The 15,879-nt window shown below is 59.7% G+C and carries 19 protein-coding genes, 1 other RNA gene and 1 riboswitch; of the genes, 11 read left to right on the top strand and 9 right to left on the bottom strand.

Translation table 11 applies throughout. The annotated features are described in order from the left end of the window. Positions 1 to 10: 10 nt before the first annotated feature. Genes GOW98_RS20800 through nudC form a run of 3 tightly spaced genes read right to left on the bottom strand, consistent with a single transcriptional unit; the run spans position 11 to position 1,995 of the window. Complete coding sequence (locus tag GOW98_RS20800; RefSeq protein ID WP_170335643.1) at positions 11 to 475, bottom strand: GNAT family N-acetyltransferase; 465 nt, start codon at positions 473 to 475, stop codon at positions 11 to 13. Between the two features lie 32 nt (positions 476 to 507). Continuing rightward, positions 508 to 975, bottom strand: coding sequence for an SRPBCC family protein (locus GOW98_RS20805; RefSeq protein ID WP_170335645.1), 468 nt, complete (start codon positions 973 to 975; stop codon positions 508 to 510). Positions 976 to 1,014: 39 nt separating this feature from the next. Further along, positions 1,015 to 1,995, bottom strand: a complete 981-nt coding sequence (nudC, locus tag GOW98_RS20810) for an NAD(+) diphosphatase (protein ID WP_170335647.1) — start codon at positions 1,993 to 1,995, stop codon at positions 1,015 to 1,017. 126 nt (positions 1,996 to 2,121) lie between these two features. Between nudC and GOW98_RS20815 the strand changes: the two genes are divergently transcribed. Together GOW98_RS20815 and ffs are read left to right on the top strand one after the other, a co-directional pair. Further along, positions 2,122 to 4,050: a bifunctional 2',3'-cyclic-nucleotide 2'-phosphodiesterase/3'-nucleotidase gene (locus GOW98_RS20815; RefSeq protein ID WP_170335649.1), complete on the top strand. Its 1,929-nt coding sequence runs from the start codon at positions 2,122 to 2,124 to the stop codon at positions 4,048 to 4,050. A 39-nt stretch (positions 4,051 to 4,089) separates the two neighbouring features. Next, positions 4,090 to 4,188: signal recognition particle sRNA small type (gene ffs, locus GOW98_RS20820), an RNA gene on the top strand. 30 nt (positions 4,189 to 4,218) lie between these two features. Here ffs and GOW98_RS20825 read toward each other — a convergent pair. Further along, complete coding sequence (locus tag GOW98_RS20825) at positions 4,219 to 5,076, bottom strand: alpha/beta hydrolase family protein (RefSeq protein WP_170335651.1); 858 nt, start codon at positions 5,074 to 5,076, stop codon at positions 4,219 to 4,221. Between the two features lie 141 nt (positions 5,077 to 5,217). Continuing rightward, a riboswitch (cobalamin riboswitch) is annotated at positions 5,218 to 5,438 on the top strand. On the opposite strand from GOW98_RS20825, the gene GOW98_RS26125 reads away from it, so the two are divergent. Together GOW98_RS26125 and GOW98_RS20830 are read left to right on the top strand one after the other, a co-directional pair. Then, entirely contained in the window at positions 5,396 to 5,524 is a 129-nt protein-coding gene (locus tag GOW98_RS26125; RefSeq protein ID WP_302479303.1) for a hypothetical protein, read from the top strand. (Overlaps the previous riboswitch by 43 nt.) Then, positions 5,521 to 5,928 (top strand): hypothetical protein, encoded by a 408-nt coding sequence (locus GOW98_RS20830; protein WP_170335653.1) that lies wholly within the window; start codon positions 5,521 to 5,523, stop codon positions 5,926 to 5,928. The genes GOW98_RS26125 and GOW98_RS20830 overlap by 4 nt, the downstream gene beginning before the upstream one ends. A 1-nt stretch (position 5,929) precedes the next feature. Here GOW98_RS20830 and GOW98_RS20835 read toward each other — a convergent pair whose 3' ends face one another. Continuing rightward, positions 5,930 to 6,433, bottom strand: coding sequence for a protein-tyrosine phosphatase family protein (locus tag GOW98_RS20835; protein ID WP_170335655.1), 504 nt, complete (start codon positions 6,431 to 6,433; stop codon positions 5,930 to 5,932). A 131-nt stretch (positions 6,434 to 6,564) separates the two neighbouring features. Between GOW98_RS20835 and GOW98_RS20840 the strand changes: the two genes are divergently transcribed. The 3 genes from GOW98_RS20840 to recR all read left to right on the top strand — a co-directional run bounded on the left by GOW98_RS20840 (position 6,565) and on the right by recR (position 9,506). Then, complete coding sequence (locus GOW98_RS20840) at positions 6,565 to 8,316, top strand: DNA polymerase III subunit gamma/tau (protein ID WP_170335657.1); 1,752 nt, start codon at positions 6,565 to 6,567, stop codon at positions 8,314 to 8,316. A 187-nt stretch (positions 8,317 to 8,503) separates the two neighbouring features. After that, the gene (locus GOW98_RS20845) at positions 8,504 to 8,848 is read left to right on the top strand and encodes a YbaB/EbfC family nucleoid-associated protein (protein WP_170328851.1); all 345 of its coding nucleotides are present in this window, start codon (positions 8,504 to 8,506) and stop codon (positions 8,846 to 8,848) included. A gap of 64 nt (positions 8,849 to 8,912) precedes the next feature. Further along, positions 8,913 to 9,506: a recombination mediator RecR gene (recR, locus tag GOW98_RS20850; RefSeq protein WP_170335659.1), complete on the top strand. Its 594-nt coding sequence runs from the start codon at positions 8,913 to 8,915 to the stop codon at positions 9,504 to 9,506. A 72-nt stretch (positions 9,507 to 9,578) separates the two neighbouring features. Here recR and GOW98_RS20855 read toward each other — a convergent pair whose 3' ends face one another. Further along, positions 9,579 to 10,076, bottom strand: a complete 498-nt coding sequence (locus tag GOW98_RS20855; protein ID WP_170335661.1) for a lactoylglutathione lyase family protein — start codon at positions 10,074 to 10,076, stop codon at positions 9,579 to 9,581. 198 nt (positions 10,077 to 10,274) lie between these two features. On the opposite strand from GOW98_RS20855, the gene GOW98_RS20860 reads away from it, so the two are divergent. Continuing rightward, positions 10,275 to 10,763 (top strand): hypothetical protein, encoded by a 489-nt coding sequence (locus GOW98_RS20860; RefSeq protein ID WP_170335663.1) that lies wholly within the window; start codon positions 10,275 to 10,277, stop codon positions 10,761 to 10,763. On the opposite strand, the gene GOW98_RS20865 is transcribed toward GOW98_RS20860, so the two are convergent. Then, positions 10,760 to 11,401 (bottom strand): ribonuclease T2 family protein, encoded by a 642-nt coding sequence (locus GOW98_RS20865; protein WP_170335665.1) that lies wholly within the window; start codon positions 11,399 to 11,401, stop codon positions 10,760 to 10,762. The genes GOW98_RS20860 and GOW98_RS20865 overlap by 4 nt on opposite strands. A 130-nt stretch (positions 11,402 to 11,531) precedes the next feature. On the opposite strand from GOW98_RS20865, the gene GOW98_RS20870 reads away from it, so the two are divergent. Then, the gene (locus GOW98_RS20870) at positions 11,532 to 12,293 is read left to right on the top strand and encodes a DUF1013 domain-containing protein (protein ID WP_170335667.1); all 762 of its coding nucleotides are present in this window, start codon (positions 11,532 to 11,534) and stop codon (positions 12,291 to 12,293) included. A gap of 51 nt (positions 12,294 to 12,344) precedes the next feature. Then, positions 12,345 to 12,737 (top strand): hypothetical protein, encoded by a 393-nt coding sequence (locus GOW98_RS20875; RefSeq protein WP_170335669.1) that lies wholly within the window; start codon positions 12,345 to 12,347, stop codon positions 12,735 to 12,737. Positions 12,738 to 12,775: 38 nt separating this feature from the next. Here the strand turns inward: GOW98_RS20875 and GOW98_RS20880 are convergent, their stop codons facing one another. Both GOW98_RS20880 and GOW98_RS20885 read right to left on the bottom strand, forming a co-directional pair. Beyond that, complete coding sequence (locus GOW98_RS20880) at positions 12,776 to 13,804, bottom strand: permease (RefSeq protein WP_170335671.1); 1,029 nt, start codon at positions 13,802 to 13,804, stop codon at positions 12,776 to 12,778. Beyond that, positions 13,797 to 14,105 carry an ArsR/SmtB family transcription factor gene (locus tag GOW98_RS20885; RefSeq protein ID WP_058283064.1) on the bottom strand — a complete coding sequence of 103 codons (309 nt, stop codon included), beginning with the start codon at positions 14,103 to 14,105 and terminating at the stop codon, positions 13,797 to 13,799. Before GOW98_RS20885 ends, GOW98_RS20880 begins: the two co-directional genes overlap by 8 nt. A 135-nt stretch (positions 14,106 to 14,240) precedes the next feature. Here GOW98_RS20885 and GOW98_RS20890 point away from each other — a divergent pair, with 135 nt between their 5' ends. Next, positions 14,241 to 15,701, top strand: coding sequence for a PLP-dependent aminotransferase family protein (locus GOW98_RS20890; RefSeq protein ID WP_170335673.1), 1,461 nt, complete (start codon positions 14,241 to 14,243; stop codon positions 15,699 to 15,701). Positions 15,702 to 15,879 lie beyond the last annotated feature (178 nt).

The following is a 15,879-nucleotide window of genomic DNA, read 5'->3' on the forward strand; positions in this document are numbered from 1 at the left end:
GTTTTGGTCGTTACACGGCGAATTTCTTGGAAACAGTGCCTGCGGACTGCCGATAGTCGACGAACCCCATCGCCTCATAGTAGGCCAGACCCTCGGCATTCCTGGCACCGATAGTTGCATCGATATGTGAAAGCCCTGCGGCCAGTGTCGCCAATAGCGTTTCCCGAAACAGGGCCCGCCCGATCCCCAAACGTGCCGCTGACGGGCGAATATGCGTCCCAATGACACCCCAGCCGACGGATACGCCATAGGGATTTCTTTCAACCGCCCGTTTAAGCGATTGAAGCCCTACCAATTGTGCATTCAGAACCGCCACTGTGCATCGAATGCTATCTGGGTCAGCGATATAATTCGCCCTAACAAAATCCACATCGCTAGGCCGTGTGCGTTTTCCAGCGACTGTTAGCTCTTCCAGCACCTCAGAAAGGGCTTCGGCATCACTCAAAACGGCCTTTCGAATAACCAGATTTTCCATCCTGATCCACTTACTCTGAACCCGTAGACCATTCAGCTCCCATGCAAATGGCGCTCTTCCATTTCCCGGGCAAATTCGCTGAGACGCAGCTGAAACTGCCGCCGGAACCGTGACTGGCCCAGCCGCAGAGACTGCAGCAACAGCCGCGCCGGCAGTGATCTGGCGGCCAGCGACATGTCAATGCTCAGGCGTGTGCGGCGTTGCGACAGAGCGAGGAATTCAACGATTGTCACCCCGTTCATACCTTTGCTGATCGCTTCGAACCGCAACAGAGACGGCGGGTCGCATTCGGCCATTTCAATCGCGATGTGGCGAGGCTTGCCGCGCAGTTTGAATACAGTTTCCCACTGCGTACCGGGCACCACCCCCATGTGACCCGACAAACGCCGTACTTCGACCCCGCGACGCATCGCCATACGTTCGAACCGCTCAAAATCGGCGACCATCTCGAATACTACGTTGATAGGAGCTTCGATATCTTCGCGCGCTGTAAACTGCATGACTGTTTGTGGTTCTCTTCGCTATGGGCTCAGTATCTGTCAGTCCAGCGTATCCGCAAGCCAGTTTTGCAATAGAAAATGCGCAATGGCCCCTTTACGGGCTGGCAACAGCTTCGGATGTTCTCCCGCAAAAGCCTGCATCATTTCGGGCTTGCTAACCCACATGGCGTCTTCGATTTCCACCGGATCGATGGTGATCTCGCGCGACAGCGCCTCACCGGCGCAGCCAAACATAAGCGAGGCCGGAAACGGCCAAGGCTGGCTGGACAGGTAACTGACCGCACCAACGGGCACACCTGCTTCTTCCATAACTTCGCGCCGAACCGCGGCTTCCAACGTTTCTCCGGGCTCAACAAAACCGGCCAGCAACGAGTACATCCCCTCGGGCCAGCCCGGCGACCGCCCCATCAGCACCGAATCCCCGTGTGTTATCAGCATAATGACCACTGGATCGGTGCGGGGAAAATGCTGCCCTCCACAAGACGGGCAACTGCGCTGCCACCCGGCCTGCGAGACCTCGCTGGCAGCGCCGCAGCGCGCGCAGAAGCGATGGGTTTCGTGCCATCCGATCACCGCTTTGGCCGCCGCAGCCAGTTCCGCATCGCGGGCGGACAAGCGGGTCATGATACGACGCAGCTCGGCAAAGACATGGCCTTGCGGCAGATCTGGATGTTGCTGTTCGGACGGATCTACAAACGCCCCCACCTGCGACATGTCCAACCCTTCGGGTGACCAGTTCGAGATATCCAGCGCAAAGACAGGATCATCGTCCGAAAGACCCAGGAAAACAGGTTCTTCAATACTGCCGCCCGGACCGTTTTCAACCAGCCCGTGAGTCATGGGGATCAGGCCCAGCCGATCCAGCCCCTCGCCCTGAACCAGCGGTTTGCCGCGCCACAGCAGCAGGCACGACGCCTGCGGGTGGGCACGCATCTGCGCAAGCTGATCAGCATCCCCCCGGATATGCGCTGCGCGATCAAGGCCCGAGCCGCCAAACGTCACGAGTTCTGCGTGTTTCATCATAGTTCCTTTGGATCGTCGGCAAAGGGCTGCCACGGCTGCACAGCTGTTGCAATGGCAATTTCCAACATCCGAAACCTGAGGTCGTCAAATGACCGCAGGCAAGCCATACAAGTTGCATCCAATATGTTTTTTAGAGAAGTTAAATTACATATAGCTGCCAAAAGTAGAAATTTGACTCACTCTGCTCCCCCATCCGTCACCGAATTGAAGATACGGATTCTGGCAACCTCCGATCTGCATATGAATCTGAACGGCTTCGATTACCATTCAGACGCCCCCGAGCCCACAATCGGGTTCACACGCACAGCCACCCTGATTCGGGACGCACGGGCCGAAGCAGAAGAGGAGGGCGCCCTTGTTTTGCTGTTCGATAACGGAGATTCCTTGCAAGGCACTCCGATCGGGGAATGGGCGGTTGAACGGTCCAATGCGCCGCATATCCTGATGCGGGCCTTTGGCAATCTGGGCTATGACGCCATAGGTTTAGGCAACCATGATTTCGACTTTGGACTGGAAGTTCTGGATCATATTCTGGCCGACTCACCCTGCCCGGTGGTGTGCAGCAACGTACACCGACAGGATGCCGATCCTTTGTGGCAAAGCCGCGCGATCCTGACCCGCCCGGTCCGCTCCCATGACCAACAGGTCTCTCTCAAGATCGGGATTTTCTCGGTTCTTCCACCGCAAACCGTCCAATGGGAGGCGCACCGGCTTCAGAACAAAGTCATCATAGACGACATCCTGACCTGTGCGGGCAGAATGGTGCAGGACTTGCAGGCGGAAAACTGCGATCTGATCATTGCCCTCGCGCATACAGGATTGGGGTCACCCAATGCGGAACCTGAAATGGAAAACGCGATCATACCGATGGCCGCCATTGACGGAATCGACGCCCTGATCGCCGGACATTCCCACCTGACGCTGCCCGGCCCCGCGCATGAGGGGCTGGATCATGTTGAGGCCACCCTGGGAAAGGTACATGGGAAGCCGGTGGTCATGCCGGGCGCGGCAGGGTCAAATCTGGGGTTAATAGATCTGAAACTCCAAAAGGCGAATGACGGCAAGTGGACAATTCAGGACCAAAGCACCGAATTGCGCTCGGTTTGCCCGACCCGGCTTGACGGCACGGCCGAGCCGGTTTCGGAAAACCCCGATTTGTTCAACCTATTCTCCAAATGCCATTCGGAAACCCGAAACCGCACGGCACAACCGGTGGGACGGACCAACCAGCATCTTCACAGCTATTTCAGCTTTTGCGCTCCGGATAGAGGGCTTGTTCTTGCCGCAGCGGCGCAGGCGGCGGCCCTGCGCTTGTATTTGCAGGGAACGCCCATGGCAGAGCTGCCCCTTCTGTCCGCGGTGGCCCCTTCAAAATTCGGAGGGCGCGCCGGGCCACGTTTTTTTACAGATGTACCTCCCGGTCAGGTCTTCCTGCGCCATATCAGTGATCTGTACATATTTCCCAACGAATTACAGGCCGTTGTCGTCGATGGAACGCAAATCGGCGATTGGCTCGAAATGTCGGCAGGCGTTTTCAACCAGTTAAAACCAGACTGCGAAATCGATCTGGTCGATCCAAGTCGCGCAGGGCATAATTTCGATGTTCTGCAGGGGCTGAGCTATCAGATCGACCTATCGCAGCCTGCGCGCTTTGATGCTGCTGGTCATGTGACCAACCCCGCACATCGCCGCATTCGCGATATCCGATTCGAGGGGTATCCTGTGGTCTCTGATCAACGCTTTGTTGTCGCCCTCAACAACTATCGCGCCAATGGGGGCGGGCATTTCCCTTTCATCGACCGTGCCAAACCGATCCCGCTGCCTGCCCGACCCATCCAGCAGATACTGCAGGACTATGTCTCGGGCATTCTGCCCCGGGACCCATTGGAAAATGCGCCCCACCCCTTTCACTTTGCCCCACTGCCCGGGGCGACAGCTTTGCTCAGAACCGGTTCGAAAGCCCGGGATCACCTGGCCGAACTTGAGGAATACAACCCTCAACTGGTCGGAGAAGATGATAAGGGCTTTTTGCTGATCCGTTTGGCGCTCTGACGGGTTGTCTTTTCCGCGCCTGTTGCCTATATCGACCGTTGAGAGGTTGGCGCGGGCGAGCGCCTCGCCAACCTGGTCAGGTCCGGAAGGAAGCAGCCACAACGAGCCCCGCTTGGGTCGATGTCCAACCTCTCACTTCTTCCCGATAGAGAATGTAGACCGGCAGTGTTATGCGATCAGCCGGGGCCAGACGGCGGCGCTGCGGCGGGCGAAGGCACCGATATGCCCAACTTCCGACAGGCCAAATTCACCGGGTGAAAGCAGGTTGCGGCGTGCATGCGGCCCGTACAGATCAGCCAACCGCCAAACCGCTGCGGGCGGGACAAGATCGTCATCTTCGAAAGTGAACAGATCCACGGGCGTCTCTGACTGGGCCCAGCGCGCCTCGGGCAGGCTCACCCCAATTTCGGGCAGGTAGTTGCCCGGCGCGGTGCACCACCGACGCCACTGCCAATAGACACTTGCGGGCAGGTTCGCCCCGAACCCCAACGCTTTGCCCGGAAGATATCCCAAGGTTTTCACCGCCAAGGGCGCGTGGCCGTACCAAAACAGCAAAGCCAGCGCACGGTAGGGCCAGGGGTGATCCGACACCGTCACCGGGCCGGCGCAGACACAAATCATGCGATCGATCTGATCGATGTCCGGCTGAATTGGCCCAAGCATTCCACCAACGGAATGGCCTATGCTCCACTGCTGCGCGCCGGGGAACCTGCGGCGCATCTCAGCCCGGGCCGCAGGCATGTCGATCAAGGCCCAATCCGCCATCTTGACCCGCGATGCTTTCAGCGATCCGTTCAGAGAATGGCCAAAATCGCTGTAGTCATAGGTCAGGCAGGCCATCTCCTGTTCGGCAGCCAGCCAGCGGGCAAAATGCTGGTAGTAATCTCTCGGCACACCGGTGGCGCTGTGAATGGCCACCGCCACCCGGGGCGCAGAGGCTGGCAGATACAGGCGCGCAGACAAGGTGCCTGTGCCGGACGGAAACTGGAAATCTTCGGTCGATACGGTCTGTGTAGTGTCCAGCATGGTACGGGCTCCGGGCATTGAACCGATTGGTTCACTTTCTACAGTCCTCCGTGTTTGCCGCCACAAGTCAACAGTGGCCGTGCATGACCACACGTCCACCTGACCGCGCAAATTGCCCGCTTGACTCGTGCCGCCCACACCCGCTAGCGATGACGTGATGGTTCTCGACCCCGATCCCGGGGCGGGATGAAAAGGGAACACGGTGCGGTTCTGCCTGGCTATGCCAGATTGAACCAAGGCCGCGACTGCCCCCGCAACTGTAAGCGGTGAGCAATGCCGAAACACCACTGGCCGAATGGCTGGGAAGGTCGGCAAAGCGATGACCCGCAAGTCAGGAGACCTGCCATCAAAGCAAAACCGAAACTCGGGCGGGGTGTCCGGGCAGGTCGTCAGTACGCTGTCACACCTGTTCTACGCCCCCGTCCTGCGCGCGGAGGGCGCACCATGATCTGGAAGACAAAAACACACGAATTTTCGGCCACCGTGTGCCAACGCACCGGCAAGACCTGCCCGGCACTGGCACAGGTCGCGCGTGTCATCACACAGGCGATTGAGACCGCCGCACCTGCCACAACACCAGATTTTCAGGTCGAAGGCAGCAGCGAACTGAGCCATTGCCCCGAAGGCTGCACCGCCCGCTTTCGTGCGCGACAGGATCAAATTCGGGTCTATTGCGGCGCGGAGCCGGATGTCTCTACCGATTCTCTTGATAGTTATGCAGACATGATGTTCACGGATACGTTCAGGTCTCTGCCCGCCGATGTCCTAGCTCACCCACCCTGCGCGATGCTTGAGGTTTCGACGCTGGCTCCAAGCCCGGTTGCACACCCAGAACAGCACGCGGCGCTCTGAGTTAGCTGTCCCGTCGGGTGCTGGTCGCCTGCGCAGCCCAGTCAAACTGGCCGTAGGTCTCGACTGCACAGGGCCGCACGGCGCGCAGGCGTTTCAGCGCTGCCTCAGGGCGTTCGCCATGTTCGATCATAAGCCGCAGGGCAACCATCCCGGACCGACCGCAACCGCCCCGGCAATGCACCAGCACGCGACCAGCGCCGGCCAGAATCTGTGCCGCCGCCGCGCTGACTTCGGGCCATGCGGCCTGAACCTCCGGCGGGGGCGCGCCAAAATCTGTGACCGGCAGATGCGCCCAGCCGATTGCCGCGGCGCGCAGGTCATCGCCAAACCCGGCGGCGCCCTCCTGCAGCATCTCACCTTCGGTGGTCATGGAAATCACCAGATCGGGCTGCCAGTCGCGGATGATGTGGAAATCCTGCCTGTAATTACCGGCGCGCCCCGGCAATGGTGACAGGGAAACCGTACCGTTCCCCACCTGCACGGGATGAATTGCAAACAGTTTCACCAGATGCCCCCTCTTGATACGCGCTTACGGTACATAAACTGCGACGCAAACGGAAATTCGCCAAGGGGGATGTGGACGCGGGCGGCGGGGGGCTCTACGCTGCATCGGAACCCGAATCCGACAGAGCAGACATGAACGACACGCCCAGCCCCGCCTATCAGGTTCTTGCCCGCAAATACCGCCCTGAAACCTTTGCCGACCTTGTCGGTCAGGACGCCATGGTGCGCACGCTGAAAAACGCGTTCGAAGCCGACCGGATCGCGCAGGCCTTCATCATGACCGGTATTCGCGGCACCGGCAAAACTACTACGGCGCGGATCATCGCCAAGGGCATGAACTGCATCGGCCCCGATGGCGAAGGCAAGCCGACCACAGAACCCTGCGGTCAGTGCGAGCATTGCTTGGCCATCATGGAAGGCCGCCATGTCGACGTGATGGAGATGGACGCCGCCAGTCGCACAGGCGTGAACGATATCCGCGAGATCATCGACAGTGTCCGCTATCGCGCTGCCTCTGCCCGCTACAAAATCTACATCATCGACGAGGTCCACATGCTGTCGACCAGCGCGTTCAACGCGCTGCTGAAGACGCTTGAGGAACCGCCCGAGCATGTAAAGTTCATCTTCGCCACCACCGAGATTCGCAAAGTGCCGGTAACCGTCTTGTCCCGCTGCCAGCGCTTCGATCTGCGCCGGATCGAGCCAGAGGACATGATCGGCCTGCTCAACAAGATCGCAACGGCAGAGAACGCTCAGATCGCCGATGACGCGCTGGCGCTAATCACCCGCGCGGCCGAAGGGTCAGCGCGGGATGCGACCTCTCTGTTGGATCAGGCAATCTCACACGGGGCCGGGGAAACCAGCGCAGACCAAGTGCGCGCAATGTTGGGCCTGGCCGATCGCGGGCGGGTGCTGGACCTGATGGACATGATCCTGCGCGGCGACGCGGCGGGCGCCCTCACCGAACTGAGCGCACAATATGCCGAGGGCGCTGACCCGCTGGCGGTACTGCGCGATCTGGCCGAGATCACGCACTGGATCTCGGTTGTGAAAATCACCCCGGATGCGGCCGAAGACCCGACCGTTGCACCGGATGAGCGCGCCCGCGGACAACAGATGGCCGAGGCCCTGCCCATGCGGGTTCTGACACGGATGTGGCAGATGCTGCTGAAAGCGCTGGAAGAGGTCTCGGCAGCTCCGAATGCGATGATGGCCGCCGAAATGGCCGTGATCCGCCTGACCCATGTGGCCGACCTGCCCAGCCCGGAAGAACTGATCAAACGGCTGCAGGATGCACCGCCGCCGCCACCAAACGGAGGCCCCGGTGGCGGCATGGCCGTGCCGTCCCATGCGCCTGCTCAGCCAGCTCCTGCTTCGTTCGCCCCGACCACGCGCGGCCCGGCTAGTGCGCCAACCGCCGCGTTGGCCCACGACACTCAGGCAGCCCTAGCGCGGTATCCCAGCTTTGACCATGTCGTCGAACTGATCCGGACAAACCGCGACGTGAAACTGTTGGTTGAGGTTGAAAACGGTGTCCGCCTCGTGTCCTACCAACCCGGTCGGATCGAATTCACACCTACAGACAACGCCCCCACCGATCTGGCCGCCCGGGTCGGCTCCGCATTGCAGCGGTGGACCGGAAACCGCTGGGCGGTGTCCATCGTCGCCGACGGAGATGCCGCGACCATCGCCGAGGTTCGTGACGCGGCCGATCTGGCCCTGAAAGCGCAGGCCGAGCAGCACCCTTTGGTTCAGGCCGTGCTCATGCAATTCCCGAAAGCGCGTATCAAACGGATCGAAACACCGGAAGAACGCGCAGCCAAGGTCGAAACCGAAGCCCTGCCCGAGGTCGAAGACGAATGGGACCCGTTCGAGGAAGACTAACGCAAACCCTCCACGAAACTCTCCCGCGCCCGCCACGGGCCATCGGCTGACGCCGATACCCCTGAGCGGCCCGCGGGAGGAAAGGTCTTGCCAAAGACCTTGACGACGGACGGGAACATCCTGGCCCCTTGTGCCGCGCGGACGGCAGCCGTATTTAGGCGGCAAACCGATACACAGGAGAAATACGATGCTCAAAGGACTCGGCGGTCTGGGCGATATGGCCAAGATGATGAAATCCGCGCAGGATTTGCAGACCAAGATGACCGAAATGCAGGAAGAGCTGAACAACCTGATGGTTGTCGGCGAATCCGGTGCAGGCCTGGTCAAGGCAACCGCCACCGCCAAAGGTGAACTCAAAGGTCTGGATATCGACCCGTCGATCTTCAATGGCGACGACAAGGAAGTGGTCGAGGACCTGATCCTGGCAGCCATCAAGGACGCACAGACCAAGGCGGCCGAGCGTTCTCAGGCCGAGATGGCGAAACTGACCGAAAGCATGGGTCTGCCCGCAGACATCAAACTGCCGTTCTGATAGACACTCCTGACGGAATACCGGCCGGGCACCCCTGCCCGGCCCTTTTGCAGGAGCATCCGCAGTGAGTTCGAACAGCGATATCGACAACCTGATCGACCTGATGGCCAAGCTGCCTGGCCTCGGCCCCCGCTCGGCCCGTCGCGCGGTACTGCACCTGATCCGCAAACGCGCCCTGCTGCTGACGCCGCTTTCGGACGCCATGCAGCAGGTGGCCATCACCGCCCGCGAATGCCTGAATTGCGGCAATGTCGGCACAACAGACATCTGTGACATCTGCGACAGCGAAGATCGCGCAACCGGAGAACTGTGCGTGGTCGAGGACGTCGCCGACCTCTGGGCGATGGAGCGCGCGGGCGTGTTCAAAGGCCGCTATCACGTGCTGGGCGGTACGTTGTCGGCGCTGGACGGCGTCGGCCCGGACGAACTGCGCATTCCCCGACTGAAAGATCGGGTCATGGCCGAAGGGATCACAGAGATCATCCTCGCGCTGAATGCCACAGTCGACGGCCAGACCACGGCGCACTACATCGCCGATCAGTTGGAAGGGCAGGTTCGCCTGACTTCTCTGGCGCAAGGCGTGCCGATTGGCGGTGAGCTGGATTATCTGGATGACGGGACGATTACGGCGGCGCTAAGAGCCCGAAAAGAACTCTGAGTACCGCGATACGACGGTAACCAGAACACACCTTTACCTGTTCCAGTTTTACACCGGAATCTGCCCAGTTTGTCAGGTGTAAGCTCCCGACGAATAGGTCAATTCATAAGAGTGGCTGTAAATCTCGAAGACAATGCCAAAGGGGTCTTCAACGTAGACCATACGGTATGGTTTCTCTCCGGGGTAATAGTATCGGATCGGCATCCGTTGTTTGCCACCTGCGGCCACGATTTTTTCTACAAGGCCTTCGACATCTGGGTCCTGAACGCAAAAATGGAACGTACCATTCTGCCGAAAATCGATATTGTTTTCAGGAACGTAATTCCCGTGAAATTCGAAAAGTTCGAACCCGATCCGATCAGCAGTAGCGAGATGCGCAATACGTAGTTTTTTCCATTCCGGACCAAACACATCAGTACACATGACACCGATATCCGTATCATCCTCTACCACGTCCGTCGGTGGCATGATTACGTAAAAACCAAGGACTTCAGAGTAGAATTTTACGGCCTCGTCAACGTTTGGGACGGACAATCCGATGTGAGAGAATGTTCTTGGATGTTGCGGCATGGCGCGCTCCTTAATTTTATGGAGCGAAAACTATTGTGCCGCAGCCGAGTTTCAAGCGCTCGCCCGGCGAGACATAGCCGGGTTCCGCAACACACATAGGTCTTTGTTCGCGGCCACATCAATCAAGAATGGCCTTTGCCTCCTGCACGCTGCGTGTACTATGGCTGTGACCTTATCCATTTGATATTGGGAACAGTTATGAAACGCCTTTTCGCCCTAACGCTGGCCGCCTTTACAGCAACCGCCGCTTTTTCGCAGGAACTCGTCGACAAGGGATTTGTCGAAGGCTGGAACATCATGATGGACCCCGCGCTCGGCAATGGGTGCCTGATCCAGACGGTATATCAGGACCTCTCGGTGGTGCGGCTGGGCTATGACGCTTTGGACAATCGCGGGTATTTCGCCGTTTACAACAAAGCCTGGGGCGATATCGAGCAAGGCAAAAGCTATCCGATCCGGTTTGATCTGGATGGCAAGAGCTTTGACGCCACAGCTATTGGGTTCAATCAGGGCAGCGTGCCTGGGGCGACTGTGTTCTTTACCGACCGGAATTTCGTCAACGCAATTGCGCAGAATAAGTCGATGACCGTCTACAACCCGGCAGGTGAGGTGGTGATGGCGATTGACCTCAAAGGTACCGCCAAAGCGCTAGAGTATGCGCGGGACTGCCAGAACCGGAAACTCTAACGAATCGGATCGAATAGCGCGTCTTTGGCCGTGCAGTCGCGGATTACGTCCCTGCCGCAGGGCACCGGTTCAAGATTGCGGGACAGGCACAGGCGCACCTCTTCGATGTAGCCTTGTTTGCAGGTTATGGTGATCGTGTCCCGCTCCAACGTGGGGTTGGCTTTCAAAAAGGCGTCCTCCACCACCGAGGCGGGCAGTTTGACTGTAGAATCCAGCTTGCGGAACACGGGCGGCCGCTGAACGCCCTCATAGGCTTGCCGAGACAGCGCAAAATAGTCAGCCGCGCTGAGGCCGGAACAGGTGCCGTGTTTTTTCCACTGGTGCCACGCAAGGCCCGGTGATCCCTGAATATCAGCCATATCGCGGGTCATGGCGCGCGACGGCGGTGCCTCGGGCGTGCGGCAATAGGCAGGCCAGCCCTGATGGTATTGCGGCCAGAGCCCGTGCAATACCCAGCCGTGATCGTGCCGCGCATCGCATTGGTCCGACCCGCGCGCATCGCCTTCACGGGCGCACCAGTTGGGCGACCAGCTGAGCGACAGAACGTAATAGTCGAACTCCCCGGCCTTTTCGCCATCGGCCAGCGCCGCCATCGCGCTGAACCCCCACAAAAACAGCCCCAAAACCGCGCTGCGCATTCGCCTCTTCCCTTCTTGCCGTGCCGCGACTATATACGGGCCAAGTTCCCCGACAACGGAAACCTGCCCCAAGACCACGGGGCCGCCGAATTCCGGCGACGGGACAAATGTATTTATAGGAGACGGGCTGATGGCAAAACCGCTTATGGCCAAGGCAACGGCCGTATGGCTGGTGGACAACACCACGATCAGCTTCAAGCAGATCGCGGATTTCGTAGGGATGCACGAGCTTGAGGTGCAGGGCATCGCTGATGGTGACGTGGCCGCAGGCGTAAAGGGGTTCGACCCGATCGCCAACAACCAGCTGACCCAGGAAGAAATCGACAAGGCGCAGAACAACCCGCTGCACAAGCTGAAGCTCAAGTTCAATGCCGCCGCTGCGGGCGAGGAAAAGCGCCGCGGCCCGCGTTATACTCCGCTGTCCAAGCGTCAGGACCGTCCGAACTCGATCCTGTGGCTGGTCAAGTTCCACCCCGAACTCAGCGACGGTCAGATCGCCAAGCTGGTCGGCACCACCAAGCCGACCATCCAGTCGATCCGCGAGCGCACCCATTGGAACATCGCCAACATGCAGCCGATCGACCCGGTTGCGCTGGGCCTGTGTAAACAGTCGGAACTGGACGCCATTGTTCAGAAGGCCGCTGCCAAGAAAGCCGCTGAAGGTGGCGTCATGAGCGATGACGAGCGTCGCAAGTTGGTGTCCACCGAGCAATCGCTGGAAATGGACGCCGCGCCCAAGATCCCGACCGCCATCGAGGGTCTGGAGACGTTCTCACTGTCCGACGATCCGGTAGAAGAGGCCGAAGAAGAGCCGATCATCGACGCCGACAGCTTCTTCAACCTGCCCAAGGGCGGGGCCGAGGACGAAGACGAAGACGATCTGCGCCCCTAACGCACAGACAGCCCCGGATCGATCAGACCGGGGCTTTTTTACAGACAAACCATGCTGAACATCCTGTCTAAATTCTTCGGCCCGCACCGTGCCGTATCGATCTATGCCTTCCTGAAGACCTGGGGCCTGCTCGTTGCGGGCGTCGTTGGCACCGTTGCAATTGCGACCTCACTGCTGGTGTTCAACGACAGTGGCGAACACGAACACGATTCGTATCTGACCGTTTCCGTTCTTTCGGCGACTCCCGTGAATGGGGATCTGAAGTACGGCGTCATTGCCTCTGTTCAGTTACCTGATGGCTCAGCCACCTCAATTAACGAATCCAAAGAACATATAGCTCGAACCGTTGGCGTAACGGCCTGCGTGGAAAAACGTGTCTACTTGGAAAGTGGTGAGCCGCGATACAGGTTCAAACTGCCGAGTCTGTGCGAGGCCAACCAATAAGCAAAACCGCCCGGTGGTTACACCGGGCGGTTTTTCCTTCAGATCATCTGAAACAGAATCCCCGCGATGATCGCGCCTGTGATCCCAAGCCCCAGATAGGTAGCAAAAACACGCGGCTTGACCAGCGACCAGACCGCCGCCATCGCCGGGATTGAGCTGACCGCGCCTGCGACCATGAAGGACATCGCTGCCCCCGCGCTCATCCCCTGTTCCGTCAGCCCGGCCAGCAGCGGCGGCGCGACGTACGAGTTCAGATAGGCTGGCATCCCCACCAGTGCGGCAATCACGATGGGTACGACACCTTCACCGCCAACCACGCGGGCAATCAGATCGGCCGGAACATAGCTGACCAGCAGCGCCTCGAGCACATAGGCCAGTGCCAGCCATTTCAGCAGAAACATCCCGTTGTGAACAAACTCGGACCGGAACCGCTGACGGCGCTCGGGCTCCTGCCAGAAGCGCCAGACCGGTTTGTCATCCTTTATCGGGCCACATCCGCAGCAGCCAGCCGGTTTATACTCGCGCAGAGGTTGGGCAAATGCACCGGAGCGCATCAGGCCACGCACGACGAAGCCCCCGAACAGACCCAGCGCGACGGCCGCGACGGCTTTACCGATGGCAAACGGCCACCCTAACGCGCCTGCCGTGATCAGCAAGGTTGGCGGATCGATCAGCGGAGAGCTGAGCCAGAACGCCATCACCGCAGAGAGCGGCGCGCCAAGCGCCAACAAACCGGCGATGAACGGAATGACCTCACAGGAACAGAACGGCGCCAACCCGCCGAACAGTGCCGCAAGAAAGATCATCCGCGTCTCGCGCCCCTCAAAGGCGCGCGCGACCATGACTTCCGCCCCGGTCGCCTTGAGGTAGGACAGCAAAAGAACGGCAAACAGGATGTATTGGCCGGTATGGGCCAGCGCCTTTCCGGCAAAGGTCACGACCTCGGTCCAGTTGCCGGGGTCCAGAACCGCAACGGCCGCCAGAATCGCCACAATCAACGCCCATGGAGTCTTGATCAGTTCAAGCACCCTTACAGGCACTTTGGGATTTTGTGTCAAATCAGCCATCGTTTGCGGCCTTTCCCACTTCGTCCGCGCAGCATTCGGCAAGAATGAACTGCGCAAGATTTCTCAACTCGTCATAGCAGGCGCGGTTGATCGTGCTGCGCCCGACTTTCTCTTGCTCGACCACGCCACCGGCGGCCAGAAACCGTAGGTGATGCGCCAGGGTCGACGGGGCGATCCCCGTCCTCTCCTGTATCTCGCCAACCGTAAGACCGGCCTGCCCGGCCCGGACCAACGTCCTCAGAACCTTAAGCCGGGCCTCGGAGCCCATGGCCGAAAATCCTGCTGCAGCGGTTTCCCACATCTCGCTTACTCCATTAAACTATATTTCTGGTTATTTAGTTCAATCAGATCTCGCGGTCAACTACCCGCATCACGAAATCTCGAGAATTGCGTAAGTCCAGATTGCCCAACCCATAAGTCCAATCTATAAGACCCTATGGCAATATCGGTCGACACTTTCTTTCTTGAGCTGAACGGGCAAGGCACGCTGCAGGCGCAGATCCAGCAGATGATCGCAGAGGGCATCCTGTCCGGCAGATTCCATGTCGGGGAAAAGCTGCCCTCGTCCCGCAAACTGGCGGCGCATCTGGGTGTCAGCCGGATCACGGTTACGCTGGCCTATACCGAACTGCTGGCTAATGACTACCTCACCGCCAAAGGCCGGTCGGGGTACTATGTTTCGCAAAACGCACCGGTGCCGCCGAAATATTCCCCCGTCCAGCGCGGCACCGAAACCGTGGACTGGGACGCGGCGCTGGCCCGGCGGTTTTCGGGGCGCGACGTGCTGTCGAAACCGGCCGACTGGCGCGACTATCGTTATCCGTTCATCTATGGGCAGGCCGACCGTACCCTGTTCGATCACGCCAACTGGCGCCTCTGCGCCGTGCGTGCGCTGGGTCACAAGGATTTCGATTCCCTGACCGCCGATTACGTCGATCAGGACGATCCGCTGCTGGTCGAGTTTATCGCCCGCCACACCCTGCCCCGCCGCGGCATCGCAGCCCGCCCCGAAGAGATTCTGATCACCATGGGCGCGCAGAACGCGCTGTGGTTGGCCTCGCGCATCTTGCTGACCCACAACCGGACGGCAGTGATAGAAGACCCGAGCTATTACGCCCTGCGTAGCCTGTTGGAGGTTTGGGATTGCAACGTCGCCCCGTTACCGGTTGATCACGACGGGTTGCCGCCGGACGCGCTGCCCGACGACACCGACGTCATCTTCACCACGCCCAGTCACCAAAGCCCCACAACCTCGACCATGTCCGTGGATCGCCGAACCAAACTGCTGGAGCGCGCCCGCGACCTGGACGCGATGGTGGTCGAGGATGACTATGAATTCGAACTGGCCTTTCTGGGCGCGCCCTCCCCGGCGTTGAAGTCGATGGACCGGGACGGGCGGGTGATTTATGTGGGCAGCTTCTCGAAATCGCTGTTTCCGGGATTGCGGCTTGGCTACATGGTCGGATCCGAGCCGTTTATCCGCGAAGCCCGCGCATTGCGGTCTTTGGTGCTGCGCCACCCGCCGGGGCATATCCAGCGCACGGCGGCCTATTTCCTGTCGCTGGGCCACTACGACGCGCAGATCCGGCGCATGTCCAAGGTTCTGGCGCGACGGCGCGAGACACTGGACACCGCCGTCGAAGAGCACGGGCTGACTGTAGCCGGGCGTGGCATTCTGGGCGGGTCCTCGCTGTGGATGTCGGCACCTGAGCACGTTGACACAACCCGGCTGGCCACATCGTTACAGGGCCAGAGCGTCCATATCGAACCCGGCGCGCCATTCTTTTCGGGGCCGGACCGCCCGCAGAATTTCTATCGCCTCGGTTATTCGTCGATCCGGCAGGACCGCATCGCGCCGGGTATAAAACTGATCGCCGACGCGATTCGTGCCATCTGACGCGACTCTGGACCTATTCCGCCGCAAATTCTGGCCCTAACGCCGCCCGGTCCCTTGCGCCTAAACCGTATCCAAATGCCGGGCTGTTAACCCGGCTCCACCTAGCTATGCGCGGAGATCATTCAGATGAAGATGACGACAGAAGAGGCCTTTGTTAAGGTTCTGCAGCTGCACGGGA

This window comes from Ruegeria arenilitoris (assembly GCF_013032445.1).
GTDB classification, from domain to species: domain Bacteria; phylum Pseudomonadota; class Alphaproteobacteria; order Rhodobacterales; family Rhodobacteraceae; genus Ruegeria; species Ruegeria arenilitoris_F.